17 protein-coding genes are annotated in these 26,178 nt (G+C 43.9%); 2 read left to right on the forward strand and 15 right to left on the reverse strand.

Annotated features, from left to right (window positions below):
• Nucleotides 1-18 precede the first annotated feature (18 nt).
• From ACVBDY_RS01260 to ACVBDY_RS01300, 9 genes are all read right to left on the reverse strand, one after another.
• The gene (locus tag ACVBDY_RS01260) at nt 19-1,410 is read right to left on the reverse strand and encodes an aminopeptidase P family protein (RefSeq protein WP_447173659.1); all 1,392 of its coding nucleotides are present in this window, start codon (nt 1,408-1,410) and stop codon (nt 19-21) included.
• A 22-nt stretch (nt 1,411-1,432) separates the two neighbouring features.
• A complete protein-coding gene (locus ACVBDY_RS01265) occupies nt 1,433-3,139 on the reverse strand; it encodes a M1 family metallopeptidase (RefSeq protein WP_447173660.1) in 1,707 nt (568 codons plus the stop codon).
• 6 nt (nt 3,140-3,145) lie between these two features.
• Nucleotides 3,146-4,840 carry a DUF885 family protein gene (locus ACVBDY_RS01270; protein ID WP_447173661.1) on the reverse strand — a complete coding sequence of 565 codons (1,695 nt, stop codon included), beginning with the start codon at nt 4,838-4,840 and terminating at the stop codon, nt 3,146-3,148.
• A 343-nt stretch (nt 4,841-5,183) separates the two neighbouring features.
• Entirely contained in the window at nt 5,184-8,252 is a 3,069-nt protein-coding gene (locus tag ACVBDY_RS01275; protein WP_447173662.1) for a beta-L-arabinofuranosidase domain-containing protein, read from the reverse strand.
• Between the two features lie 254 nt (nt 8,253-8,506).
• A complete protein-coding gene (locus ACVBDY_RS01280; protein ID WP_447173663.1) occupies nt 8,507-10,753 on the reverse strand; it encodes a S9 family peptidase in 2,247 nt (748 codons plus the stop codon).
• Between the two features lie 207 nt (nt 10,754-10,960).
• On the reverse strand, nt 10,961-12,205 hold the full coding sequence (locus ACVBDY_RS01285) for an NAD(P)/FAD-dependent oxidoreductase (protein ID WP_447173664.1): 1,245 nt from the start codon (nt 12,203-12,205) through the stop codon (nt 10,961-10,963).
• Between the two features lie 15 nt (nt 12,206-12,220).
• Nucleotides 12,221-13,225 carry a 4-hydroxyproline epimerase gene (locus ACVBDY_RS01290; protein ID WP_447173665.1) on the reverse strand — a complete coding sequence of 335 codons (1,005 nt, stop codon included), beginning with the start codon at nt 13,223-13,225 and terminating at the stop codon, nt 12,221-12,223.
• Between the two features lie 3 nt (nt 13,226-13,228).
• On the reverse strand, nt 13,229-14,797 hold the full coding sequence (locus tag ACVBDY_RS01295) for an aldehyde dehydrogenase (NADP(+)) (protein ID WP_447173666.1): 1,569 nt from the start codon (nt 14,795-14,797) through the stop codon (nt 13,229-13,231).
• Nucleotides 14,798-15,284: 487 nt separating this feature from the next.
• On the reverse strand, nt 15,285-16,199 hold the full coding sequence (locus ACVBDY_RS01300) for a dihydrodipicolinate synthase family protein (RefSeq protein WP_447173667.1): 915 nt from the start codon (nt 16,197-16,199) through the stop codon (nt 15,285-15,287).
• A 136-nt stretch (nt 16,200-16,335) separates the two neighbouring features.
• Here ACVBDY_RS01300 and ACVBDY_RS01305 point away from each other — a divergent pair, with 136 nt between their 5' ends.
• Entirely contained in the window at nt 16,336-17,178 is an 843-nt protein-coding gene (locus ACVBDY_RS01305) for an AraC family transcriptional regulator (protein ID WP_447173668.1), read from the forward strand.
• 145 nt (nt 17,179-17,323) lie between these two features.
• On the opposite strand, the gene ACVBDY_RS01310 is transcribed toward ACVBDY_RS01305, so the two are convergent.
• The gene (locus ACVBDY_RS01310; RefSeq protein WP_447173669.1) at nt 17,324-18,787 is read right to left on the reverse strand and encodes a SusD/RagB family nutrient-binding outer membrane lipoprotein; all 1,464 of its coding nucleotides are present in this window, start codon (nt 18,785-18,787) and stop codon (nt 17,324-17,326) included.
• A gap of 28 nt (nt 18,788-18,815) precedes the next feature.
• Nucleotides 18,816-21,947 carry a SusC/RagA family TonB-linked outer membrane protein gene (locus tag ACVBDY_RS01315; RefSeq protein ID WP_447173670.1) on the reverse strand — a complete coding sequence of 1,044 codons (3,132 nt, stop codon included), beginning with the start codon at nt 21,945-21,947 and terminating at the stop codon, nt 18,816-18,818.
• A 553-nt stretch (nt 21,948-22,500) separates the two neighbouring features.
• On the opposite strand from ACVBDY_RS01315, the gene ACVBDY_RS01320 reads away from it, so the two are divergent.
• A complete protein-coding gene (locus ACVBDY_RS01320; protein WP_447173671.1) occupies nt 22,501-22,788 on the forward strand; it encodes an RNA polymerase sigma factor in 288 nt (95 codons plus the stop codon).
• A gap of 217 nt (nt 22,789-23,005) precedes the next feature.
• On the opposite strand, the gene ACVBDY_RS01325 is transcribed toward ACVBDY_RS01320, so the two are convergent.
• The 4 genes from ACVBDY_RS01325 to ACVBDY_RS01340 all read right to left on the reverse strand — a co-directional run bounded on the left by ACVBDY_RS01325 (nt 23,006) and on the right by ACVBDY_RS01340 (nt 26,159).
• Complete coding sequence (locus ACVBDY_RS01325) at nt 23,006-23,731, reverse strand: hypothetical protein (RefSeq protein ID WP_447173672.1); 726 nt, start codon at nt 23,729-23,731, stop codon at nt 23,006-23,008.
• Nucleotides 23,732-23,979: 248 nt separating this feature from the next.
• Nucleotides 23,980-24,180: a histidine kinase gene (locus ACVBDY_RS01330; RefSeq protein ID WP_447173673.1), complete on the reverse strand. Its 201-nt coding sequence runs from the start codon at nt 24,178-24,180 to the stop codon at nt 23,980-23,982.
• 383 nt (nt 24,181-24,563) lie between these two features.
• Nucleotides 24,564-25,271, reverse strand: coding sequence for an energy transducer TonB (locus ACVBDY_RS01335; RefSeq protein WP_447173674.1), 708 nt, complete (start codon nt 25,269-25,271; stop codon nt 24,564-24,566).
• 183 nt (nt 25,272-25,454) lie between these two features.
• Nucleotides 25,455-26,159, reverse strand: a complete 705-nt coding sequence (locus tag ACVBDY_RS01340; RefSeq protein ID WP_447173675.1) for an energy transducer TonB — start codon at nt 26,157-26,159, stop codon at nt 25,455-25,457.
• Between the last annotated feature and the right edge of the window lie 19 nt (nt 26,160-26,178).

Raw genomic sequence — 26,178 nt, forward strand, 5'->3', positions numbered from 1 at the left:
TTTCAAAAAGGTATTCTTTTATGAATTCTTGAGTTCTTCTATCGCTTCGGGAGTTTTGGCCAGGGGCTCCCCGAGGAGTTTACTGCCGGAATCGGTAATCACGAAGTCTTCTTCAACACGGATCCCTCCGAAGTTCTTAAATTTTTCAACCTCATCATAATTGACGAAATCCGTATATTTTTTCTGTGCCCTCCAGGCATCGATCAAAAACGGGTTAAAATAGATTCCCGGTTCCACGGTAAGCACATAGCCCGGTTCCAGTTCTTTTCCTAACCGGAGTGATTTGAGTCCGAATTCCGTACTTTTTTTCAGGTTATCCGTATAACCCACATAGGCTTCACCGAGGTTCTCCATATCGTGTACGTCCATCCCCATCATGTGGCCGAGTCCGCACTGAAAGAACAGGGTATGCGCCCCTGCTGCAACAGCTTCTTCCGTACTGCCCTTCATCAATCCCATATCTTTAAGCCCTTCGGTTAACCTGGTACAGGCCAGCAAGTGCACATCTTTGAAGCGCACCCCCGGCTTCAGGGTCTCTATAGCCGAATTATGAGCATTAAGAACGATATTATACACTTCTTTTTGTAAAGATGTAAACGCTTTTCCGGCAGGGAAAGTCCGGGTCATATCACCCGCATAGTTCATAGCCGTCTCAGCGCCACAATCGCACAAAATAAGATCGCCTTCCCGTATCACAGCCTGTGTAGCGTGATTGTGAAGGTACTGCCCGTTTTTAGTCAGGATGATCGGGAAGGAAATATTCCCCCCGCCACCGATAGCTATGGCCTGTAAATCCCCGGCTATCTCCTTTTCGGTTTTGCCCGGGATAGCATTCCGGATAGCATAGGTATGCATTTTTGCTGTAATGTTTACAGCCTTGTTTATTTCTTCTATCTCTTCACCGGACTTTACCGAACGCTGTTTTACCACCGCTTTTATAAAGGCATCCGACTTGTTTTTCTCTACTTCTCCTACGGGAATACTGAGCAAATCGCTGAGTTGTACGGTAGTTTCGGCACGATAGGGCGGTAAAAAGTGAATTGTTCTGCCTTTTTGTTTTTGCGCCCTGATAAAATCGGCGAGCTCCCTGAAAGGTTTTACCGCAGCAATGCCCGATTTCTGCGCAAAATCTTCCAATGGGTCTACGGCGCCCGTCCATACCATTTCTTCCGGGGTAGGATCGTCCCCGAAAAGTATTTCCCGGTCTTCATCAATATCGATAGCAAAATAAATATCGGGTATATTGTTGATCCCTGTGTAGTACAAAAAGGTACTGTCCTGCCGGAAAGGATACCAGTTATCTTTATAGTTCATCCCGCTTTCCCCGTTACCCGGAAACAGCAAAATACCCTGTTGAACTTCTTCTTTTAATTGTTGTCTTCTGGATTGATACGTCTGTGTTGAAAACATAAAAATAAATTGCTTTTATGGATTATCGTAAAGCATCCGCTTGTTTTATCCCGATATAATACATTTTTTCTACGGCTTCGGGGAGAAATAAAGAGCGTTGATCTTCATTGACAGGTATGCTTTGCCATTCCCCGGACGGGATAATGCGAATGTCTGCTTTTTTGTTTCGTAAAGATAGGGGTAAATTAAATCCTTTTATACTATTGCCCCACTTGTAATACATCTCTTTTTTACCGGCATCGTAATACAATTCCAGCTCCGGTATCTCTGTAGTGGTTAGGTATTGTTCGAATACTTTGCTGTAATCGTAGCCTGCCTTTTGTGAAATATACCCGAGTATTTCTGTGCCGTCTACGGTTTGATGATAGAAAGTCCTGTTCAAACCGGTAAGGATATCCCGAAAGAGCGAATCATTGTCTATACTATGTCTTACGGTATGAAGCATATTCCCTCCTTTGGGGTACATGTCCCCGCTTCCTTTGGCATTGATACCGTATTCGGGAATAATGGGTGTATCGTTCTGAATACCCTTACGAATACCGAAATTGTATTGGTTACCGGCTTCTTTTCCGAACATGGACTCCACAAACAGGGTTTCGCTGTAGTTGGTAAAACTCTCATGTATATACATATCCGCCAGGTCATTGCTGGTAATGTTATTGCCGAACCATTCGTGACCGCTTTCGTGTATGATGATAAAATCCCACTTCATTCCCAGGCCGGTACCCGAACCATCCCGTCCGCGGTAGCCGGGTTTATAATGATTTCCATACGCTATGGCCGACTGGTGTTCCATACCGGTATGTTCTGTTTCTACCAGTTTGTAACCGTCTTCGTAAAACGGGTACGGCCCGAACCAGTATTCGAAACTTTGTAACATATTGTGTACTTCCGCGGGCATGTATGCTTTGGCTTTTTCGAGGTTATAATCGAGTACCCAGTAATCGATATCCAGACTACCCTTTTTCCCTTCATAGGTTTCACCGAAATTTACATAATGTCCTATGTAGGGGATAATGTTGTAATTGTTTATCGGGTTCTTTACTTCCCAGGAATAGGTCGTTTTTCCTTTGTCGGATGTTTTTTGGATCAACCTTCCGTTGGCTACGGCGGTCAAATCTTCCGGAACGGTCATGGTTAATGATGCCCCTTTGTCCGGCTCATCACTCTGATGATCTTTATTAGGATACCAAACGGAAGCTCCCAGTCCCTGGCAGGTTACCGTCATCCACGGACGGTCCAGGGAATCCCGGGTAAAGGTCCACCCGCCGTCCCACGGAGCGCGGACGGCTTCTCTGGGGTTACCATGATAGAACACGGTTATGGAATTTTCCTGGTTTTCCGGTTGTTTCCCGGTTTTTATATACCATACGTTTCCGTCATTCGTAAAGGACAGGCTTTTATCGTCATTGTATATAACACTGTCTATTTGCAGCGGAGACTGCAAATCGATCTGCATATACTCCGAATGGTCCTTTTCGACTACTTTATAAGTTATTTTGTTGCTCCCTGCCAGGCTTTTGCCATCAAAATCGGGGGTTACGGCGATGTCATACCGCTGTACATCCCACCAGCTTCGCTCCGGAGTGATACTCCCCCGAAGCTCTTCCCGGCTTCGTTTTTCCGGTTTCCCGCTTTGTTCTTTTTTCTGTCCGCAACCTTGCAATACAAGGAGAAGGGAAACGAAAATGTACTTTAATACTTTCCAAGAACGTCTTTGATCCTGCATATATTTCTATTTAAAATCCGTAGAAAATTTCCACTTTGTCGAAAACTTCTTTGTCAACGGCTTATCCTGTAAAACAGCCCTGAGAATTTCTACGGGCATCCGGTTTTCTTTTATCACCCGGTCGTGGAACTGCTTTTCTGTCCATCCTTTTTCGAGCATTTCTTTTCGAAGCGCGTAAAATTGTAACCCTCCGATCATATAAGCCACCTGATAGAGAGGCGGCGTATACGTGGTAGCAAAGGACCTTCTCACTTCTGCTTCTGCATTGGCGTATTCGTGCCCGACTTCTTCAACCAGCATATCTATACATTGCTGCGGGGTCATTTCTCCAAGCTGGAATTTCAGGGAAAAAATGATACGGGCACAACGATGGATACGCCAGAAGAGCATTCCCATTTTCTGTTCGGATGTCTGTGCAAAATCCTTATTCCACAAAATGATCTCCCAGTACAAGGCCCAGCCTTCAATCCAGAACGGTGTGTTGAACGCACGCCGGTAGCTTTTGTGCCGTGCATTCATAAAGAACTGTAGGTTGTGCCCGGGTAGCAACTCATGCTGTACGGTGCCATAGGAAAAATTAGGGTTGTTTCCCCGCATGCTCATCAGTTTATCTTCCTGAGACATGTCCTGTGTGGGATAGGAGATACTGATTTCCCATCCCCCGGTAAAAAAAGGGTTTACTTTCTGTCGTTCCGGGGTCATCATGATCATACGCCATGTTTCCTTCGCCAGGTCCGGAAGGGTTATCAAATCCCTTTCTTCTATAAATTTTACGGAATGATCAAAAAGATCCTTAATAGCCTGAGGTTGCTCTCCTGCGGGAACGTATGTGTTTTTTACATGTTCGAAAGCCGCTTTCCAGTCATCCCCGTACCCCATTTCGCGGGATGCTTTTATCATTTCGGCCTTACACCAATCAAACTGTTTTTCTGCGGTAGCAATAAGTTCCTCGGGAGTATAGGGAATAAATTCAAAAGCCAGTTCTTTCAACAACGCATCCCGCCCTATGGGTTTTCCTATAATACCGCTTCCGTCGTCTTTTACGCTATTGTCGGAATAATGCTCTTTTAAAAAAGTTTCGTAAGCCGAGAGTTTCTCGTCCAGTTCCTCATAGGGTTTTTCCATCCACCAGGTAAATTCCGGATCGTAGCTATAGTAAAATTTGTAGGCCTCTTCCAGCGCCCGGTGCAGTGACGTCACCACTGCCGCAGCCTTATCGGCCTGCACCCAGTCTTCAAAAGGCGTTTCGTTCAGCGTTTTCATTTTTTCATCTACCTGCTGCGAAGCCGTTGTAAACTGCCGGGCCAATGTTTGTGCGTCGGGGCGTTTACCATGTCTTCGTTCCCGGATAAAAGTATAGAGATCCCCGGCAAAATCCGCTACGGCCGCCACCTTTTTGTACGCCTTGTATGCCAGTTGCAAATGATAATCTTCTTTGCCAATACGGTTTTTCAGCATAATATAATCGGCTTTGCCTTCCTGCGACAATGCATCGAAATCGATCGCTTCGAGTTTTTTGTTCCAGGTTTGATAAAGCGTACTGAACCGCTGGTAATACTCCCCGGACTCCCCGATGGTATAGGTGGCATTTAAGGTTCGCTTATCTGCCTCGTAGCTGTCTATAGCATCGATCATTTCATGGGCATGCGCGATACTGCAGATGGAAATAAAAATAATAAGAGTGCTTACTAGTTTTCTCATAGCAAAGGTTTAATGAGATTTGAAAAATTATAATACTTGTTTTTTAGTACATGCAAAAATTGAATTTTGATAATTCCTCTCCCGAAAGTCCCGATAATTATCGGGATCGGGATTGTTAGCCCCAGCCCTAAAGGGAGCATCCCGATGAATATCGGGACGAGGAAAATCAGGCTCCCTTTAGTCCCGATAATTATCGGGAGGGGTAAAACTGATTTTCCGGGAAACCTGGTAAAAACAATTTTTGTCATGTACTAAATCCTTGTTCATTGTTTTTGATATATCCGCAGGCATCGCGATGTTGCCTGATAAATATATGAAAGTCTTCCCTGACTGCTGTCGGGGTCTACTTTAACGTAACATCCAGGTAAACCGAATGACGTCCGTAAGTTTCATAAAAAGGTTTAAAGATCACACCGTCAATGGTGAATTCCAACTGCGTGGGGTCGCCTTTTATCGATTTACCTATATCCTCTGCATCCAGGGTCACTTTTCGCCATTCCTTTCCCGGTTCGGACTCCTGGGCTGCCAGCAGTACCGGTCCGTAAAACAGGCTGGCTATGTTTTGCCGGTCCATTACCGGGTCCAGGTAAAACCGGAATGGCATCTGCAACTCTACAGTGTCGCCGTCTTTCCATTTACGGCTTAGTTTGAGATAGCTACCGGGCTTAGTCTCTATCTTTTGCTCTTTCCCGTTGATCTTTACGAAAAATCCTTTGGTAGCCCATTTCGGTACACGTACATGAATATCGAATTCCCCACTGCCTTTTATTGTTAAACGGGTGTGGTCTTCCTTGGGAAAATTAGTTGTTTGCTCTACCGTTACATTACGTTCGGTCCACTTTAGAGTGGAAGGCACATAGAGATTTACATATAGCGCACGGTTATCTTTACTTTTAAAATAAATCGAATTTTGCAGTTTGGTACTGCTCTCTATAGCCGTACCGTTACAGCAGGTAAAGCCAGTCATATGAGGATTTCCAAACTGTTTGACCGCACCCGGTCTTAGCGGAACATGATAGGTATTGGCAGGGCTGTCCTCGGCCACGGAGGCCAGAATATGATTGTACAGTCCACGTTCGTAATAGTCCATCAGCTCTGCCCGCTGATCGAAAAGAAACAGGTTTCGGGTCAGTTTTAACATGTTGTAGGTCGCACAGGTTTCATTCTGTCCCCCGGAAGAGAAGCCGTTTTCATAGAGTGTTGCCGGCTGACTGACAAAGCATTCGGCATTGGCAGGATTACGCGCACCTGCAACACCTCCGATGCTATACATATAATCATTGACGGTTTTATACCAGAAATTATCGGCCACCCTGTAATATTCGGAGGCATTTGAGTCGCGATACATTTCGATAGCTCCCACGATCTGTGGAATATGCTGATTGGCATGCAATCCGCGGAAGGAATCTACATTTTTAGCGAGTCCGTGCGAATGCCCTGCGTCTCCGAAAAAGACATCGATATTATCGAACAATTGAGCGGCTTTAAGGTAACGTGGTTCTTTGGTAATGCGGTACAAACGTGCCATAGCCTCATTCATTCCTCCGAATTCACCTGCTATGTAGGTATTCCACATGCTTATGAGGGTTTCCGTGGGCAAACGGCTAAGACGAACGTATACCCAATCACTCATCCCTCTTACGATTTCAAGGGCTTTTTCATTACCGCTTACTTCATAAACATCCATCAATCCGGCCAGAATTTTATGTAACGTATAGTAAGGTGCCCAAACCTGGTTTTTCTGTCCCCCATACTTAGCCCCGTTTTCCAGCATAATAAACTGATCGGGCGGATAAGCGCTGATAAACCCTTCACCCCAGTTCCAGTAATCGGTACGGATCCCTTCTTCGCTGAGATCGGAGTCATAACCTGATTTTCCGGAGCCCGGGGGCACCGCTGACGGATCGGATACATGTCCGATACCCGCCTCGCCGGGCTTTCCGGTCATTTGCGATAATTCGTAGAGGGTGTTAACCATATACTCCATTTTATCAGCAAAACTGGCCTGAAGTGTCTTATCATATCCCGTGCCCGCATAAGCCTGCGCGATCGCCGTAAGATAATGACCTGTTGCATGCCCGCGTAATTTAGTTTCCTGGCTGTCCCAGACTCCCAGAGGTTTCGCCCCCTTAGGTTGCTGCTGTCCGAAGGCATTACGGAACATATAGAGAAAAGCATCGGGATCGGTTTCGGCCAGCGTGGTTATAAATTTATCGCGATTCTCGATAAATTTGGTTTCGTGTCCATGAGCATCGGCGCTTAGGGAAACCTGGTCCAGTGCAAAGACGTCCAATGTGCGGTTGGGTGTAGTTGATTCTTTGGTCTTTTCTACTGTTACCACAGCCTTCGGCTGCAAATTTGTACCGGCAATACGACCGGTTACGGTGTAACGGCCCGGTTTAAGGACATCGCCATTATCGGTTGGCGCCGGCCAGAGTACACGTACTTCGGGTCCATCAATCTCATCTCTATACGTACCTTCTACGTAACGTGGTAATCGCGGCAAATATCCTTCTTCTGTTTCCACTTCTACATCCGGTACGCTAACCAAGTATTCGTTATATAGCTGAGGATCGGTCTCAGAAAATTCCGGCAGATCGTCTTCTGATTTCTCCATTTTCGCAGAACCTTCGTGCTCTCCTTTCAGCGCATTATAATGAATTCTGGCCACCTGCTTTTCACTCAGGGGAATACGGTAGATCCGGAAATCATGTATACTTGCATTAAGATACGGATCTTCCGGTAACAGCGATTTTCCAATATAGAGCAGGTTATTTTCACCTGACTCTTTATCGAATACTTCTTCTAAATCCAATTCTATCTTCTTAGCTTCCCCTGTTGGCTTGCCATTGACATATGTCCGTATGGATTTTGAAGGGACGTCAATAACTACGGCAAGGTGCTCCCAGCGCTCAGTACCTACGGCCGGTGAAACCGGTCCGTTCTCATCGCCTGCTCCTGCCGTAATGGCTGCCTGAAAACCTTTCTTGTTCTCAGTTCCCGCAGGTGCGGCAAAAAAATGTATGTCTGCGTCTTTACCGAAATCAAAAAATCGCTGGCCCGGTTGGTCGGAGTACAGGTAAATCCATCCCGTTATACTGAGAGACTCTATTCCCGTTAAGGTCTGGCCGGGAATCGACACAAAAGATTCGCCGTCACCGGGAAGTGCCAGGACTTTTCCGAATTTATCGTCCCTGACAAATTTTGCCCTGGGACCGTGAATAGTGCTGTGTAAATTATTACGCGACCAGTCTTTACCATCTCCGTTGAACATGTAACGTGCAATCATCCCGGTCTCACCGATCCCGTCCAGTATCTGGTCGCCATTTTGTGCCTGAACCGTTACTACGTGCCCTGCCAAAACAGTAGCAAACAGGATTACCCGAATGAATATAGTGGTATACACCTTCATATTTTAATTGTTTTCTTTTAGTATATGACAAAAATTGAATTTCGATAATTCCTCTCCCGAAAGTCCCGATAATTATCGGGATCGGGATTGTTACCCCAGCCCTAAAGGGAGCATCCCGATAAATATCGGGACAGTCGAAATGGCCGGGGACAAACTGATTTTCCGGTCAAATTATGCAAAAAGCGATTTTTGTCATGTATTAAATCGTTTTCTACCATAATTTTAAAAATATTTCCTTTGCTGCAACGAGATTTTTATTCATATATGCTATTCCAGGAGGGTGGGGTTACTTTCAAAAGGTTTTTCACAAAAAAGTCCCTTCTTTTCCGATCTCCGTATTCTCCTCCCGAAGTATGTGATTGCCCCGGTAATACCACCAGTTCGAAATCTTTCCCCGCCTTGATCAGGGCGTCGGCAAACTGCATGGTTGAAGCCGGATCTACATTGTCATCTACCTCTCCTACCATCAACAAAAGTTTTCCGTTCATGGAAGCTGCATTTTCGGTATTGGAACAGGCGGCGTAATGCGGCCCTACGGGATATCCCATCCATTGTTCGTTCCACCATATTTTATCCATACGGTTATCGTGGCACCCGCAGGATGCTACGGCAGCCTTATAGAAATCGGAATTAAAAACCACAGCCGCCCCGGCATTTTGTCCTCCTGCCGAAGTACCGTGAATGCCTACCATTTCACTGTTGATATAGGGATATTTCTTTGCCGCGGCTTTTATCCATAATTTCCTGTCCGGGAAACCGGCATCTTTCAGGTTTTTCCAGCATACGTCATGGAATGCTTTGGAGCGGTTGGATGTTCCCATGCCGTCTATCTGCACTACTATAAATCCTAATTCTGCCAGGGTGGTCATCCCGTAATACACGGACCGGAAACTTTTAGGCACAAAGGAATCGTGGGGGCCCGCGTAGATATATTCTATAACGGGATAATTTTTGTCCGGGTCGAAAGTCGTGGGTCTTACGATAATACCCCAGATATCCGTTTTTCCGTCACGCCCTTTGGCGGTGAAAGTCTCCGGCATTTTCCATCCGGTTGCCAGTAAGGCGGAAACATCGGCTTTTTGTAAAGGAAGAACCTCTTTCTGAGTATCCGTACTTTTCAAAACCGTTACCGGTGGCACATCAACCCTGGAATACTGATCTATATAAAATTTACGGCCCGGGGAAAATGTGACTTTGTGGTTACCGTTCTCTTTGGTAAAGCGAACGAAGTTCTTTCCGTCAAAATCGATACGGCAATAATGCAATAGATACGGGTCCTGGTTTTTATCCATTCCGCTTGCGGTAAAGTAGATCTGCCGGTTTTCTTCGTCTACCTCAATAACTTCTCTCACCGGCCAGTTTCCCCTGGTTACCTGGTTTTTCACTTTTCCTGTTTGTCCGTCATACAGGTACAAATGATTATAACCATCCCTTTCTGAAGCCCAGATTATCTCCTTGCCGTCATCACTGTCATGCCTGTATTTTTTGCCGCTGTAGTCTATAAATGTGGGACTGGTCTCTTCTATAATTGTACTTACCTTCCCGGTATTGGCATCTGCGGATAAAACCCGGTAAACCTGGTGTCCGCGCTGATTATATTCGAAAGTAAAAGTGCTGCTGTTTTCCTTCCAGGCAAAATTTGACAGGCTGTATTGTTGTGAAAAAAGGTCGGTAGCTACGGGCGTATGTTTTCCGGATACCACATCAAACAGTTGCGGACTGCGGAAAGGTAGCTCATCGCCCGGTTTGAGGTAATCACGGGATTCCAATCGGGGCTGAAATTGATCGTCAGGCGTAGATCTCACAAAATAGATCTTATGTTCTTCTCCTGGGCGGACTTTATAAGCCATTATTTTTTTACTGTCCGGCGACCATTCTATGTGGGAAGAATAATAAAAACCCCCGGAACCGTCAAAACTCAACCGGGTTTCTTCTTCGGTGTTCCTGTTTTTGATGTAGAGATTGTGATTTTTAATAAAGCCAAGGTAGACACTGTCCGGTGAGATCACCGGGTTGTTTTCGGATTCATCGAAACGTTTCCCCCAATATCTTCTCCCGTCTTTTTCCTTTTTTTCAAGTTCTTTTATCAGCCGGAGTTTATAATCCGGAAGATCACAGCTGATTTCCAGGCTATCGGTCTGAAAGGTAAATGAATCTTCCGCAAATTGGAGGTTATCAATACCCAAACTATCTGCTTCTACTTTTTCACTGATAAGTTTTTCCAGTCCCAAAGCCAGTTTCTGATGGTCAAAAGCTTTTTGTTGTGCCAGATCTTTTGTTGAAATCAAAAGATATTCCGTTCCTTTCGCCGTATTGTTTTTATACCAGCACAAACTATCGCCCTGCCAGTGAAAAAGTTCCGGGGTATTATAAACCTTATTTTTGAACAGGGTATCCACAGCCACCGATTTCTTATATTCCGCCAGGGTTCCCTGGCCATACAGTGAAGGAAGCAGGGAGAAAAATGCCCAGAAAACACTTAATTTGAATCGTTTTCTCATCACAAAATAATTATTTATAAACCTATAAATAATCATTAAGTTTCTGTAAGTATATATTAACCAAAACTCATACTTTATTAACCGGTATTTTGAATAAAACCACGTAAGTATGTGATTTTAATATGATTTTTGATGCTTTTTAACAAGAATATACCCTCAAACCCGCAATATACAGAACACAGAAGCGCTGATGTAAATCCATACCTGTTATTTAAAACGTTCCGGTCGCAGCGGTGTTATATCCATAAGACGTTTTTCACCGACAACAAGTTGCTTGACCAGTTTACCGGTTACGGGACCCAGGCTGAATCCCATCATGGCATGCCCGGATGCTATGGTAAGGTTTTTATACTTTGACGTTTTTCCGATAAAAGGCAATCCGTCCGGAGAAACAGGACGCAAACCGGAAAGCGCCCCGGCTTTTTCTTCTTCGTTGATCTCAATCCCGTTGTAATATTTTTTTACGGCAGCGGCAACAGCCTCTACCCGTTCTTTGCGGATAAAATCGTTATTACCGGAAAATTCCATACTTCCGGCAAAGCGGGTAAAGCCGTGCATAGGGGTTACGGCAACCTTTGCTTCCGTCAAGATGGCCGGAAGAGTAATCCCGGTATGGCGTTTTACATTCATACTGTAGCCTTTCCCTCCCTGAACCGGAATGTAAAGACCTAGTTTTTTTGCCAGGGGAAATGTCCAGCTTCCGGCAGCGAGAACAACCTCATCCCCTTCATAGCTGCCTTTGTTTGTCTGTACCGCGGCAATTTTATTCCCGGAGATCTTCATGTCGGTAACTTCCTGGTGTAATTGGAACTCCACACCTTTATTCATAAGCCATTGTTTCAGATTCTGCATAAACTCATTCGGAGTAATATGCCTGTCGCACTCATACAAAACCGCACCGAGGACATTATCGGAGAATACCGGTTGCATTGTTTTCAGTTCCTCTTTATTCAGGCATCTGGCTTCCAACCCTTCTTTTAATGCTCTTTCGGCCAGGTGCAGTTCCTCTTCTTCCGCTTTGGTTCCCGTGTAGACCATTAATACCCCGTCACGACCGTAATGGAATTCAAAATCGAGGGAATCGAGCATGGCATCGTAGAGATCCCTGCTTTTCAGGTTCAGTTCTTTTATAACCGGGATAGAAGCTTCTACCCGTTGCGCCGTGGCGGATTTTTTAAACAGGAGTCCCCACTTCATAAAATCAATATCCAGGCGGGGCTTTATGTAAAGCGGGCTCTTACTGTTAAACATCCATTTCAGTCCCTTCGTGACCATACCCGGTGCGGCTAGGGAAATAATATGGCTCGGGGTAAGATACCCCGCATTGATAAAGGAGGCCCCGCCGGAAATATCTTCACGGTCTATCACCGTTACCCGGTAGCCCTCTTTAACCAGGTAGTATGCGGAGCAAAGTCCCGCTATCCCTCCTCCTATGATAATTGTTTTTCTCAATGGCTTAAAGTTTAGTTATAGTACCTGGAAACCATGTGCATAAGGGTCATCTTCGTCATCTATGATAATCGTATTATACCCGGTCACTTTAGCCCAGCCCTCTATACTGGGGATTATAGCTTTTTTACCGGCCAGTTCGGATTCTTCCTCAATACGACCTATGAATTTACTGCCAATAATGCTTTCGTGGATAAATTCATCTCCTTTTTTGAGCTTGCCTTTGGCATACCACTGGGCCATCCGCGCGGACGTACCTGTACCACAGGGCGACCTGTCTATGGCTTTATCCCCGTAAAAGACGGCATTCCTGGCGGTACTTTCCTCATTCAGCGTAGCACCGGTCCATAGAATATGACTCAGGCCGTTGATCGTAGGATCCTCGGGATGTACAAAAGAGTCGGATGCATTGATGCGGCTGCGCATTACCCTGCTCCAGGTTATCAATTCACTGGCCTGGTAATGTTCCAGTCCTTTGAAATTTTCCTGAACCTCTACTATGGCATAATAATTCCCGCCATAGGAAACATCTACAGTCAGTTCTCCCAGGTCCGGGCATTCCACGGTAATATTTTCGGCCGCCAGGTATGATTTTATGTTCGTCAGCCGTACCGAAGTCACCTTTTTACCTTCCTGCCGATACACTACCTTTACCAGTCCCGCCGGGGTTTCCAGTCGCAACTGCCCGGGAATTTTGGGTATTACCAGTCCTTCTTCGATCATGACCGTTACCGTACCAATGGTACCGTGTCCGCACATGGGCAGGCATCCGCTGGTTTCGATAAAAAGTATTCCTACATCATTCTGAGGGTCGGCAGGCGGAAACAAAATGCTTCCGCTCATCATGTCATGACCCCGGGGCTCGAACATCAGTCCTTTCCGGATCCAGTCATACTCTTTTAAAAAATGCTGACGTTTTGCACTCATGGTGACTCCCTCTAAAAAGGGGCCACCGCCGGCAACCACTCTCACCGGGTTGCCACAGGTATGTGCATCTACACAAAAAAAGGTTTTTCTCGCCATTGGCTACACAGCGTTTTTAGTCACTTTTCCGTTTATGGTTCTTGAAATCTGTAAAGGATTACTGTTTTGTAACGCCTTCGGTAATAATGCGTCCGGCCAGTCCTGGTAGGATACAGGACGTACCCAGCGTTTCACGGCGGTGAGACCTACGGAAGTAAATTTACTGTCGGACGTTGCCGGGAACGGGCCACCATGTGTCATTGCCGCACAAACATCCACCCCGGTAGGGACCCCGTTAAAGATCAACCGCCCTACACGGCTCTTCAGCGCTTCGATCGTTTCTGAAAAATCATGTAATTCCGCTTCATCTTCGCTCAGTACGGTACCGGTTAATTGTCCTTCGAGATTTGCCAGGACCTCCGTAAGCTGTGCCGCATCTTCACACTGCACTATAACCGAAAACGGACCGAATACTTCCCGGTGATAGGTTTTGTTTTTCAAAAACACATCGCCGTCTACAGTGATCACATTTTGTAAGGCATAGTTGTCCTTTACCTCCACATCCGGGGAAGCTACTCCCCGAAAACCGGGCTGGGACAATACGGTTTCTTTGTTTTTATCGTATTGTTTTTTAATACCAGGGTGTAACATACAGGTAGGGGCGATTCCGGAAATCGCTTTACCCAGGTCCGCTATAAAAGTATCGAAAGCTTCACTTTTAACTCCCAGGATCAATCCCGGGTTTGTACAGAATTGCCCTGTCCCGGCAGTAATGGACCCCGCGTATTGTTCGGCCCAGAATCCTGCCTTCTCTTTTAATGCGGAAGGAAGAACAATCACGGGATTGATACTTCCCATTTCGGCATATACCGGAACAGGCTCTTCCCGTTCTGCTGCCAGCTTGCACAACGCTGTTCCTCCTTTTATGCTTCCTGTAAAACCTACGGCTTTAACCAGGGGATGTTGTACCAGGATTTGTCCGACTTCGATCCCTTTACTGTTGAGATTGGAAAAAACGCCATCCGGCATACCTGTTTTTTTTGCCGCTTTTATAATTGCCGAAGAAACCAGTTCTCCTGTCCCCGCATGTAAGGGATGTGACTTTACGAGGACAGGACATCCCGCAGCCAGGGCACTGGCCGTGTCTCCCCCGGCCGTGGAGAAAGCAAACGGAAAATTACTTGCTCCGAAAACCACTACAGGCCCCAAAGGGATCTGCATACGTCTAAGATCGGGCTTTCCTTCCGAAACATTGAGAATGGCTTCTACCCATGATCCTTCCCGTAGCATGGTGGCAAAAGCCCTTAGTTGCCCCGTTGTACGTGCAAATTCTCCGTTGGCACGGCCATCCGGCAAACCGGATTCCTGTTTATAGACATCTATAAGACTGCCTTTTAAAGCTTCCAACTCTGTAGCGATGGCTTCCAGAAAAGTCGCCTTGTCCTCATCGCTGGTCTTTTTATACGTACGGAAAGCTTCGGTGGCAAGTGCAACCGCTTTATCCACTTCCTCATTTGTAGCTTCGTAAAACACGGTTTCGTTCTCCGAATTGGTTTCCGGGTTAATGGTTTTGTAGGTTACTTGTCCTGATGCGGAAAGCTCTTCCCCTATGTAATTTTTTCCTGTAATCATAGCTTTCTTGTTTTTGGGTTATTAAATTCATTTACACTTTTTATCCCTCGATAATCCCGATATAGTTATCGGGATCGGGAGCAGTAATGGATCAAACTTGTCTCGTTTAGCCTCCGTCCTTGACCTCAGTCCTAAAGGGCAATGTCATTTAGTTAAGCCAATTTGTTCGTCTTTTGGCCTTTTTTAAAGCTCTCTTCTTCATCCCGATGATTATCGGGAGAAGAGGGGTGGACCGCTTTGCGGGACGGGGAGTTTTGACCAGCCCGAACCTTGGCATATATTCACAGTGTTTACGGTTATACCAATGGTCCGAGATTTCAAACCCTCCCCCCTTAGCTGCGCTCGGGTACCTCCCTTCTCCCGATAATCATCGGGATGAAGGGAGGAGCCTTTTGTCCTTTTCTAAACATACTTCTTTTTCAGCCTATTATAACACGAACTAAATGACATTGCCCTAAAGGGTGGATACGGAGGGTAATCAGTATAGTTACAAATTCATATAATCCGGTAATGCCGGACGGGTTTTCATGGCTTCGTCAATGATAGCCAGAACTCTTTCGCGTTCTGTTCCCTGTAATGGCAAACGCGGCGCCCGTACGTTTTCCGTTCCTATGCCTGTGGCTACCTCCGCCAATTTTATATTTTGTACCAGTTGCGGAGAAATATCCAGTTCCAGCAACGGCATAAACCACCTGTATATAGCTATAGCCTCATCCAGTTTACCGGCTTTTACCAGTTTGTAAATAGCTACCGTTTCTGCCGGATAGGCATCCACGAGTCCGGCGACCCATCCGTCCGCACCTGCCGTTAAGCTTTCGAGTGCCAATGTATCTACTCCACCGAGTATCTTTAACCGATCTCCGAAACGGTTTTTGAAACGGGTAACATTGGTAATATCACGGGTAGATTCTTTTACTGCCTGGATGTTATCCAATTCTATAAGTTCCTCAAACATATCCAGTGTAACTTCAATTTTGTAATCTACCGGGTTATTGTAGATCATTATAGGCAGTGAGGTACTCTTTGCTATTTCCTTGAAATATACCACGGTTTCGTAGTCTGTTGCCTTGTAACGCATGGGAGGAAGGATCATGAGTCCGTTAGCCCCCAGTTGTTCTGCTTTTTGAGCTACTTGGATAGCTTCTCTGGTACTTTGCTCGGCAATATTAATTACTACCGGTACGCTGCCGTTTACAATTTTCAGTGTTTCTTTTATAAGCGTTTCTTTTTCGTCACCTGTCAGTGTACTGGCCTCTCCGAGAGTTCCCCCAAGTATAATACCACTTACACCCGCTGCTAATTGAGCTTCGATATTTTTCTTGAAAGTGACCAAATCTAACTGGTCGTCGTCAGTAAACTTTGTTGTTACCGCTGGCATTACGCCTTCCCATTTTAGTGTCATCTTAATTAATTTTTCAACAAAAATAAAGGTTATGAAAAAGTCTGTATGGGCGATTATTAGCATATCCTGACACTATATTACCACAAATATTGATTTCCAAGTGATTTTTTAGTAATATTTACAAAAAATTAATGTTTTGAAAGTCCTCCCCTTTAAAATTCCGAAACCCGAACAGGAAGCGCTCGTCTACCAGGAAGACCATGAAATTGCTTTCTATGACCAGCTTCATCAGCATGAAGAGATCCAGATAAGTCTCATCGTTGAAGGTGCCGGGTCACTTATTGTCGGTGATACGATCAATCATTACAAGAAAAATGACATCCTGGTCATAGGAGAAAATATTCCTCATGTGTTCCGCAGTGATTTACAGGCTTCTCCCCGATCTGTAATGTATACTCTTTTTTTTACCAAAACGTCCTTCGGAAAAGATTTTTTTACCATCCCGGACTTAACGGATACGCAGGTTTTCTTTAAAGAGGCGGAATACGGAATTAAAGTCCTTTCCGGACAGAAAAAGATCATCAAACGTTTTAACAAACTGAAAAAGGAAAGCAAAATAGAACGTATAGGATCTCTTTTAAAGATCATCCATATTATTATAGATTCCGAAAAGCAGCCCTTATCTTCTTTTGTGTACCGTAAAAAATATACGGATGATGAAGGAAAACGCATGAGTGCGGTTTTTGAACATGCTATGGAGCACTTTAACGAAGTAATTTCCCTGGATACCGTTGCGGAAAAGGCTAATATGAGTAAAAATGCTTTTTGCAGGTATTTTAAAAAACGAACGAATAAGACCTTTTTCCAGTTTTTAATTGAGATACGGATCGAACATGCCTGTAAACTACTTTATCGCAACCCGGAACTATCTATTTCCATAATTTCGGAAATGTGCGGGTTTCAGAACATTACCAATTTCAACCGGAAGTTCAAGGAATTGAAAGGAGTAACTCCTTCTCACTACCGGACACGGTATTGATTACACATTTTATAAAAAATCCAGAAACAGTATACATTTCCTATGCTTAAAAAAGAAGGTCATTAAAAAAAACAGGCCGTCCCAGATGGTCCTAAGACGACCTTTCAAAAACTAATTCAAACAAATATTGAGAATATTTCAAAGACTATTTTCCTGTAATGGGATGTGCCTCATCCCACCACAATCTGGTGTTGAGATCATCCTGTCCTTGAGCTTGCACCGCCGCTTCATAATTTTCAGCATTAGTTCCGGAAAAGTCCAGATCATAACCATGTCTCACTGGGATATCCGTTCCGTTTAAAGGTTCGGCTGCAGGAGTTAATTCCGGATATCCGGTCCTTCTCCACTCTGCCCATGACTCATAGCCTTGCAGGTAAAGAGCCTTCCATTTTTCTTCAGCTATTTGCTGTACTGCGGTTTTTGTATCTGAACTTAAACTTACAGATGTAATATAATCGTCCGCACCTTCTACTTCCCATTGTTCAAATGAGGCCCGGATCGCTTCTTCATAATACTGGGAAGCATCCCCGCTTATCCATCCGAGCTCTACGGCTTCGGCATAAGAAAATGCAACCTGTGCATAGGTAAAAATGATTCCGGGAAAAGTACCGTCATAAATAATATTGCTGTTCAACAAGGACACATCGGATGCTTTGTAGCTGGAAGTCGTTAACCCATAAGGCATCCCTATATACTGTGGATCTTCGTCCTGTACACTGGTACGGGTATAATCGGCATACGCTGCTATTCTCGGATCTCCATCTGCAAGTAAGCGGTCTGTAAACACATCGCTTAAAGCATAGTCTTCCCTGGTTTGGAATCTATCTTGCCACGGATTATCATTGTTGTCATCGGACAAAAAGGTATAATAAAGGTTTTCCGAAACAGAGGATATGGCCCCTGCCATCGCCTCTTTAAACTCGGTTGCCGCATAACCCGAGGGTTCCGGATAAACATTGGACAGTCGCAATGCCATGACCAGTTTGAGGGTATTGGCAAATTGCTTCCATCTGTCCATTTCTCCATTAAAAATAACATCTCCCGTTGGGCCATCCCCATCATCCATCAATGCGATTGCCTCGTCAAGTTCATCAAACAACGATTTGTAAATGGCCTCCTGATTATCAAATACCGGATGCGTATTTTCTAATCCCTGGAGAGCTTCGGAATAAGGCATCATTCCCCACCGGTCGGTAACATGGTGGAATAAAAAAGCTTTAAGTATTTTAGCGACTGCCAGCTGGTTGCCATTAGAACCGTAAACCGATTGCCCCTCCGCAGTTTCTTCATCTTCATTAAGATTAATTATCGTCTGAAGGTTGAGAAGGGGATTTACGTACAGATCATCTGAGTCCCAGTTTTTTGAATCATACCTGGACTCCCCGGTATAGGTGATATTGGAAATATGTTGTACATAGATATCCCCTACCGTTTTGGTCACCGCCTCCCCTATATACCATTGAGCATTGGTAAGTAATCCACTACTTACCGGAGTGATAGGCAAATCCGGGTCAACATTGGTTTCGCCGAAATCCACATTTTCACATGAGAATGCCAACAGTCCTGCTGTTATAGCATATATATATAATCTTTTAGTGTACTCTATCATCTTTTCAAATTTAATTGCATTAATCATATTAGAAAGTCAGTTTTACATTGAAACCAAAGGTTCTCTGACTCGGACTTTGTCCACCTTCAACCCATCGTAAATCCTGTCCTCCATCATACCCCGGATATTCTTCTATTTCTGAAGGATCTATACCGTCTACTTTAGAATATATAAGCCAAAGATTGTTGGCATACACTCCGATATATACTTTGCTGAAAGGTAGCTTTTCGGTCACCTCTTTTGGCAAGTTATAGCCCAAACGCACCTGTCTTAGTTTCACGTAGGAAGCATCGTAAACCCACTCTTCTCCTATTCCGTAAAGGCTACCGAAATATGTTCTGGGTTTTACGTAATACGATACATCTTCTCCGGTTTGAGCATCAACACCATCTACCCTTACCCCTCCGGAGTTAGATGCAACTTCATTTGCATTAAGATAGGTTTGTTCTTCTCCGCCGGCACCGACAACTGCATCCCGTATTTGATTTCCGAGGTCATTTACCCCGACAGTCTCCGCTCCCACTCCTGCAGAAGCGTTGAACATTTTGGTTACCGAATAGAAAGACCCTCCCTTTTGGAAATCCATAGAAAAACTCAGATCAAAATTCTTATACCTGAACATGTTGTTAAATCCTCCGGTAAAGTCAGGTTGTATATTCCCGACTTTTTCCAGGTTATCCGTATACTGCATAGTTCCCTGGTCATTAATCAGAACTTTCCCGTTTTCGTCCCTCTTCCATACATATCCGTATATATCACCTGCCTTGCTTCCTTCTACATCATACACATACAAATTCCACACATTAGACACAGATGTTCTGTCTACCAAATCGTTGATTTTCATCACCTTCTTATTATACCCGGCAATATTAAAAGCCACATTCCAACTAAAATTGTCTGTTTGGACGGGAGTACCGGTCAGCGCTAATTCCCATCCGTTGGTTTCATACCGGGATTGGTTTCCCATAGTATTGTAATAACCTGTAGCTCCGGAAAGGGTAAGGCTTGAGGGAAGCTCTTTATCTATCCTGTTGTAGTACGTAAAATCCAGTCCCAAGCGATTCCTCAAAAAGCGCAATTCGGTTCCCAATTCTTTTTCTTCCCTGATGCCTCCCTTGAGATAAGGATTGTTTAATGAAGTGGGGATCCCCAGGGATACACTGCCTCCATAGGGGTTTTTAATGGAATACCCGTTTAACAAACTATATACGGACGGGAATCCGGGAGCCTGTGCCAGACCGGCCCTTATCTTACCAAAAGACAGAAAGCTGTCCTCGGGTATAAAATGTGAGAATATAAAGCTCGTAGATATCCCATATACGTTGAGCGCGTTGTCGTCCATATCTGCTGCAGAACTATAATCCCTTCTGAACGAACCATCAAGGTACAAGAAGTTTTTATAGCCCAGAGATGCTGTTACAAATCCGGAATAGTTCTTTTCATGCTCACTATTCCTGTCATAATCTACCGGGTCCACAGAAGTGTTCACGCTATAGTAATTAGGTATTTGCAGCCCGCCTACGGTTTCCCCCTTAAGCCACTTGTACTTTCGTTGATTCCACTGTGCTCCTACGGTAGCAATCAAGTCAAAATCCCCGAAACTCTTGTCGTAACTCAATTGCATATACAGTTCGGTAAACTGGGTCTGCCAGGTTTCTTCCTTATACCATGGCACTTCAAGTCCTCCCCAGGCTGCCCTGTCGTCGTAATTATAGATATCAGAGGTGCGACGTAGATCGACAAGAGCAGTAAGATCGTCATTAACCTCATATTCCAGTCCTATACTACCATATACACTATTTTTGGTCTCGTGATTGAGGTTTTCGTAAACCTCAAAATAAGGAGAGTTCCAATACAGAGGTGTCGGATCACTCACAGACTTCATGTTCCAGGAAACAATTTGTCCGTTTCTCCTGTAATTCCGAAGCCTTTTTACATCCAGCTGTCTTTGCCACCACTGATTAAAATTGGACCCAATACTTCCGTAGCCCTGATCAGGGTTATTGAAAGTAAATCGATACTGATAATTGAAATTACCCAAAAACTTCAGTTTCTCGGTAACGTTATAGGACGCCTTAAATGAGGCGGTCGTTTGTTCTCTTTTGGAATTCGGGTAGATCAGTTCGGTATTCAGGTTGTTGACTATAGCTTTGATATTATAGTCTTCCCCCCCCTTGAGGAAACTTAATGTAAGGTTGTTTGTCACCCCCGTCCTATAAAAATCCCTGACATTGTTAGATTGTGGAGACCAAGCCCTTAGCTTACCATATTCATCGGTCCCTTCGATCCAGCTGTCCCAGTGCCTGACCATTCTTCCGTCCAGTTCAGGCCCCCAGGATTCATCAGCAGAATAATTAGGAATCAATTCTCCGTTATAAGTATCAAATTCCTGACTATATCCTCCCCCGTATTGGTTTTGATATTCCGGAAGTAAATAGAGACTGGAAATTGATAGTCCTTCATCCAAAGTAATTTCTGCCTGACCGGACCTAGCCGATTTCGTGGTGATAATTATCGCCCCGTTCCTTGCTTCGGTCCCATACAATGCCGTTCCGGCAACCCCTTTTAATATGGATATGTCCTCAACATCTTCCATATTAATATCACTTGGATTATTAATTTTCACTCCATCTACAACATACAAGGCCCCTGTTTGACCTCTGAGCCTTACCAGGGCATTGTTAAAACTTGTACTGGGAGAGCCAACGAGTTGTACTCCGGATACCTTTCCGGCAAGTGCATTGTTAATATCCACATCTTTGGCCTGTACCACCTGATCTCCGGTAACGGATTGCTGAGAATACCCCAGACTCCTCTTTTCTCTTTTGATCCCCAGGGCCGTAACCACTACCTCATCCAGAGCATTGTCCGGTTTCAGGTTTATGGTATATTCTAACTGCCCCGTTACAACAATTTCTTGTATGGCATACCCGACATAGCTTACTTCAAGGATATCTCCCTCTGTTGCAGAGATGGAAAAGTTCCCATCAAAATCTGTCACCACCCCCTGAGAGGTACCTTTTACTACTACAGAGGCTCCGGGCAAGGGTAATTGGGATTCATCAAATACTACCCCGATAATCTCCTTGTTTTGCGCAATGGATAATTGCACAATTAACGCCATAAAAAACGTTAAAAATCCCTTTAATTTAATTCTCATTTCATCAATTATTTAGTTAGTTTCCAATTTTTTCACTAAACACCTGTACATTTTTCTAAAATCCTCAGTGTTACGTAAAGGGACTAATTTATAGGGTTACACCAGAAGTAATTGATACAATATTATCCTATATTGGTATAAAATTACCCAAAACAAGGTGAAAATATGCCAAAAATGAGCATTTACAGCAGGGCAAAAAGTCTCTTTTCAACCCCAAAATTGTAAAGGATAAAATTGAAGCTATTTTTTTAAGTACAAAATGTAATTTAAGGCACTCATAACTTTCAATTACACAAGAGCTGTCAGAAAAGTAAGTAGTATGTAGCCCGGCGACAGTAAAGGCAATTTTAACAATAATATCACAAACTTTTAACACTGTATTGGATTCTCTTAGTCCAACCGAAAAAAAAGTCAACCATGCCCGGATAACATGGCACTTACCTTCTCAAACACGAAAGAATATATGTGCACAATTATTAAAAAAACTTTTTTATGTAACCTTTTTTATTTTCGAGACTCTTTAATAACAAACCACACACAAAAAATAATATCCTTGAAAGCGTTTACCGATAAACAATTAATGCAGGAAGCGGTCCGAGGAAACCTGGAAGCCTTCCGGTTCCTGTTTGACCGTCATCATGCACATCTTTATAATTTTTTGTATAAAATGTGTGGAGATGCTATGTTGAGTGAGGATATGTGCCAGGATGTTTTTTATAATATGGTAAGGTACCGTACCACTTATAACAATGGTAAGTTTATTTCGTGGATGTTTACTATTGCCCGGAATATCCTCTCCACGTATTTCAGAAAAAACAAGGAAAATACATCACAGCTTTAACCGGCCTTAATCAACCGGATACTTCGAACGGAGAACTTTTGATACTTAACTGCCTGCATGAAACAAATCGCGGCAATAAACATAACGATGGAAAATACCAGCCCGACACTGGAAACAATCTACGGTAATATATACTTCCGTTGATCCGGAAGTTTATTTCATAAATTCATAAGGCCGGAAGCCATCTGCCCTTGATGCCATATGCTGCGCTTATTCATCATTCCTCCGGATCAGGGAACAGGCTTAATCCGGCATCGTACATCCACAGTTCGGACTCTATATTCCCTGCTACACTTTCGTATCCTTTTAATTGATTTGCGGAAACTTCTCCCTGAAAGATGCCATCGCATAATTTCAGGTCCTCTATTTTGTCCAATCCTACGAAGAGTATATATATCCCCGGGTTTCCGCCAGAAACGGTTTTCATCCAGACAAAAGATCTTCCTGCCAGTTTTTCATTTAACCACGGTGTCATCCTGGTGAGATATTGACTCATCTTCTCCCCGGACACACCGGGAGTATAAATGTAATACACGTGCAGATACTTGCTCTTATACCAATCCGGATTGTAGTTACTATACGAATCCATTATCTCTTTATATGATCCGGAAGGGTTTTCCACGTAGGGCAACCAGTGGATCTGATTGAGTCTTGAATTTTCTGCTCCGTCCACCTTCCAATTATCAAAATCGTTCCATGTGTGGTTTGGGGTGGCATCGACAAAACGGCCCCTTCTGTCTCCGTTAAGTACAAACCAGCCCACCCACGACCAGTCATCCCCCTGCGTCTTCTGCCATTCCAGATCACGTGCATACCCGTTTACAAAGGCTTCTTTCTTATCTGCGCGTATATCGTATTCAAAAAAGGCAAACACCTTGTTTTGCCCGCAGGAAGGTATCATACTCATTAATATGAAGCCTATCAGAATTATTGTTGTTTTCATATGTCTCTGTTTTTGGGTAACTTTTATTTCAAAAATCAAAGAAAAAGAAAACCTCCCGGAAAAGGAGGTGTAAACTTGTAAAGCGTAACATAGGCTTCCGAACTGTAAGTTGCACCATATTAATCAAGCGACAAAAGCTTAAGTATTTCCTTTTTCCTGCTTCTTCCCAAGGGGATTTTATCTCCGCTCTCCAGGATAAGTACATAATTATTAGGTCTGCTTTTCTTCATAGATAATATTCCTGATATTCAAATTAAATACGGCATTTTTCTTATAGCCATAATACCGAGATAATGCCGTACCAGGTTCAGTTCGTCTTTGATCGGTATCCGTTTTTTATGGCTTATTTTAGAAAATAGTTCAAATTCACCCGACAGCTCTTCGGAAAAAATCCCTGCTCTTGCAGGATTTGTTTCCATCAGTTCCTGTGAAAAGGTAAGGGAAGTCATCAAAAAATGGTCTATGCTAATTAGGCACTGGAGCATTCTCTTAAATCAATTCCTTACCATCCATGAAAAGAGGGTTGGACTTTAAGTAAAAATCCAACCCTCGGTATTTTTAGTTTACACACTTTACGGAATAGTGTCCCAAAAAAATTTGCGCATAGACACGTGGCTGTATCCTTTCAAATATAGTGGAAAAAACACCTTTGGAAAACGAAAGACAAAAGCCTCCCGGAATTCCGAAAGGCTCTATCTGATTATGAAAAATATTTATCACTACTCAACCAGGGTAGTCATGCAGATGTAAATGTAATGATTTCTTTTTCATTTCGAAAATTTTTAACAAAACATCTCTCCATGCTCTACAAAAAGGATTTTACCTGCTTATTTTATTGTAATTTAAACGTAATAGGTATGCTGAAAGGTACCCGTACAGCTCTGTTTCCCTGCTTTCCGGGAGTCATTTTAGGGAGCTTATTTATAATACGTGCAGCTTCTTCTTCAAGGCTTTTATCCGGGCCCCGCATTTTAACTCCGGTAATATTACCATCTTTATCTATAATAAAGTTTACATAAACTTTTCCCTGCACACCTATTTCTTTGGCTGGTTCCGGATAACGGAAGTTTTTCCGGATATGCCGCATCATACTTTCTTCAAAACATTTACGTTTGTCCTCAGCATTCTCACAACCGGGAAATACAGGTACATTTTCCACCAGGTTTATAGAGATCATTTCATCCGGAACAGGATCTTCTACAACAGGTATATCATCCACATCTACCGGATCATCAAAGTTATCTTCGACAGGTATTAATTTAGAATCTTTTGTGGCCGGATCGTCTTCTTCAAGAACGATCTTATCAGTTATTACTTTTGGAGGTGGCGGAGGTGGTGGCGTATTTAATCGTATTACCGGTATATCCATTTCCTCCGGTTCTTCCGGCACGGATAAATTGTCCGCTATATATTCCGCAGTATCGTATTTCTTCCACTCCATACCTTTCCAGGCAAGGAATAGCACTATTGCCATTCCTATGGCAAAAAACAGCCCGCCATTCCGGGTCAGATCGACTTTCGGGTTTTTCTTTGGTATCATAATGCTAAAGTTTAAGGTTAATTACTGTCTGCAGGTATTAACGTCATTTTGCAGCATGTATCAGACCTTCTCAACAATCGTACCAGAATCCCCGAACGGGCAAACACTTCATATAGCAACTTACCGCATTAAAAAAGCCTGTTCGTATTGAACAGGCTTTTTTTTATATTATTGATATGCAGTTTATTGTAATCGGAAAGTAATCGGTATACTGAATGGAACCCTTACCGCTCTGCCTCTCTGTTTCCCAGGGGTCATTTTTGGCAACTTACTTATGATTCTTTCTGCTTCCTTTTCCAGGTTTTTGTCCGGACCACGAAGTCTTACGTTATTAATACTTCCGTCTTTATCGATGGTAAACATTACCGCCACTCTACCCTGAACTCCCATTTCCTGGGCAATTTCCGGGTAACGGAAGTGCTTACGAATGTGTTTTTGCATCATTTCCTGGAAACAAGCCCTTTTGTCTTTGGCATCTTCACATCCCGGAAATACGGGAACATCCTCAATAACTGCGAAAGGTACATCCACATCTACCGGTTCTTCTACCTCCACGATCTCTTCTACTTCTACCACTTCATCCTGGTTGGTTTCGGTAGACTCGATAACGGTTTCTTCTATTTCTTCATCATCCTCAACAACCTCGATAACTTCGGGTGCTGCGGGTGGTGGTGGTGGTGGTGGTGGAGTTTTCAGCATTTCCGTAATCGGAATTTCTTCCTCCAGCTCCTCATCGACATCCATCTTGTAATTGAATGCCTCGTCTTTATCATACTGTTTCCATTCCAATCCCTGCCAGGTAAGAAACAGCACCACGGCCATCCCTATCGCAAAATAGAGGCCGCTGTTCCTGGTGAGATCGGCTTTTGGATTCTTTTTAGGTTCCATTGATTCAAATTTTATCGTT

It is taken from the genome of Sinomicrobium halophytocola, from assembly GCF_052983395.1.

What these genes read in the sequence shown, in the direction of transcription:
- ACVBDY_RS01325 (WP_447173672.1), bottom strand. Translation starts at nt 23,731, where the DNA reads ATGAAAACAACAATAATTCTGATAGGCTTCATATTAATGAGTATGATA.
- ACVBDY_RS01315 (WP_447173670.1), bottom strand. Translation starts at nt 21,947, where the DNA reads ATGAGAATTAAATTAAAGGGATTTTTAACGTTTTTTATGGCGTTAATT.
- ACVBDY_RS01270 (WP_447173661.1), bottom strand. Translation starts at nt 4,840, where the DNA reads ATGAGAAAACTAGTAAGCACTCTTATTATTTTTATTTCCATCTGCAGT.
- ACVBDY_RS01330 (WP_447173673.1), bottom strand. Translation starts at nt 24,180, where the DNA reads ATGACTTCCCTTACCTTTTCACAGGAACTGATGGAAACAAATCCTGCA.
- ACVBDY_RS01340 (WP_447173675.1), bottom strand. Translation starts at nt 26,159, where the DNA reads ATGGAACCTAAAAAGAATCCAAAAGCCGATCTCACCAGGAACAGCGGC.
- ACVBDY_RS01300 (WP_447173667.1), bottom strand. Translation starts at nt 16,199, where the DNA reads ATGACACTAAAATGGGAAGGCGTAATGCCAGCGGTAACAACAAAGTTT.
- ACVBDY_RS01280 (WP_447173663.1), bottom strand. Translation starts at nt 10,753, where the DNA reads ATGAGAAAACGATTCAAATTAAGTGTTTTCTGGGCATTTTTCTCCCTG.
- ACVBDY_RS01260 (WP_447173659.1), bottom strand. Translation starts at nt 1,410, where the DNA reads ATGTTTTCAACACAGACGTATCAATCCAGAAGACAACAATTAAAAGAA.
- ACVBDY_RS01265 (WP_447173660.1), bottom strand. Translation starts at nt 3,139, where the DNA reads ATGCAGGATCAAAGACGTTCTTGGAAAGTATTAAAGTACATTTTCGTT.
- ACVBDY_RS01275 (WP_447173662.1), bottom strand. Translation starts at nt 8,252, where the DNA reads ATGAAGGTGTATACCACTATATTCATTCGGGTAATCCTGTTTGCTACT.
- ACVBDY_RS01310 (WP_447173669.1), bottom strand. Translation starts at nt 18,787, where the DNA reads ATGATAGAGTACACTAAAAGATTATATATATATGCTATAACAGCAGGA.
- ACVBDY_RS01290 (WP_447173665.1), bottom strand. Translation starts at nt 13,225, where the DNA reads ATGGCGAGAAAAACCTTTTTTTGTGTAGATGCACATACCTGTGGCAAC.
- ACVBDY_RS01335 (WP_447173674.1), bottom strand. Translation starts at nt 25,271, where the DNA reads ATGATACCAAAGAAAAACCCGAAAGTCGATCTGACCCGGAATGGCGGG.
- ACVBDY_RS01295 (WP_447173666.1), bottom strand. Translation starts at nt 14,797, where the DNA reads ATGATTACAGGAAAAAATTACATAGGGGAAGAGCTTTCCGCATCAGGA.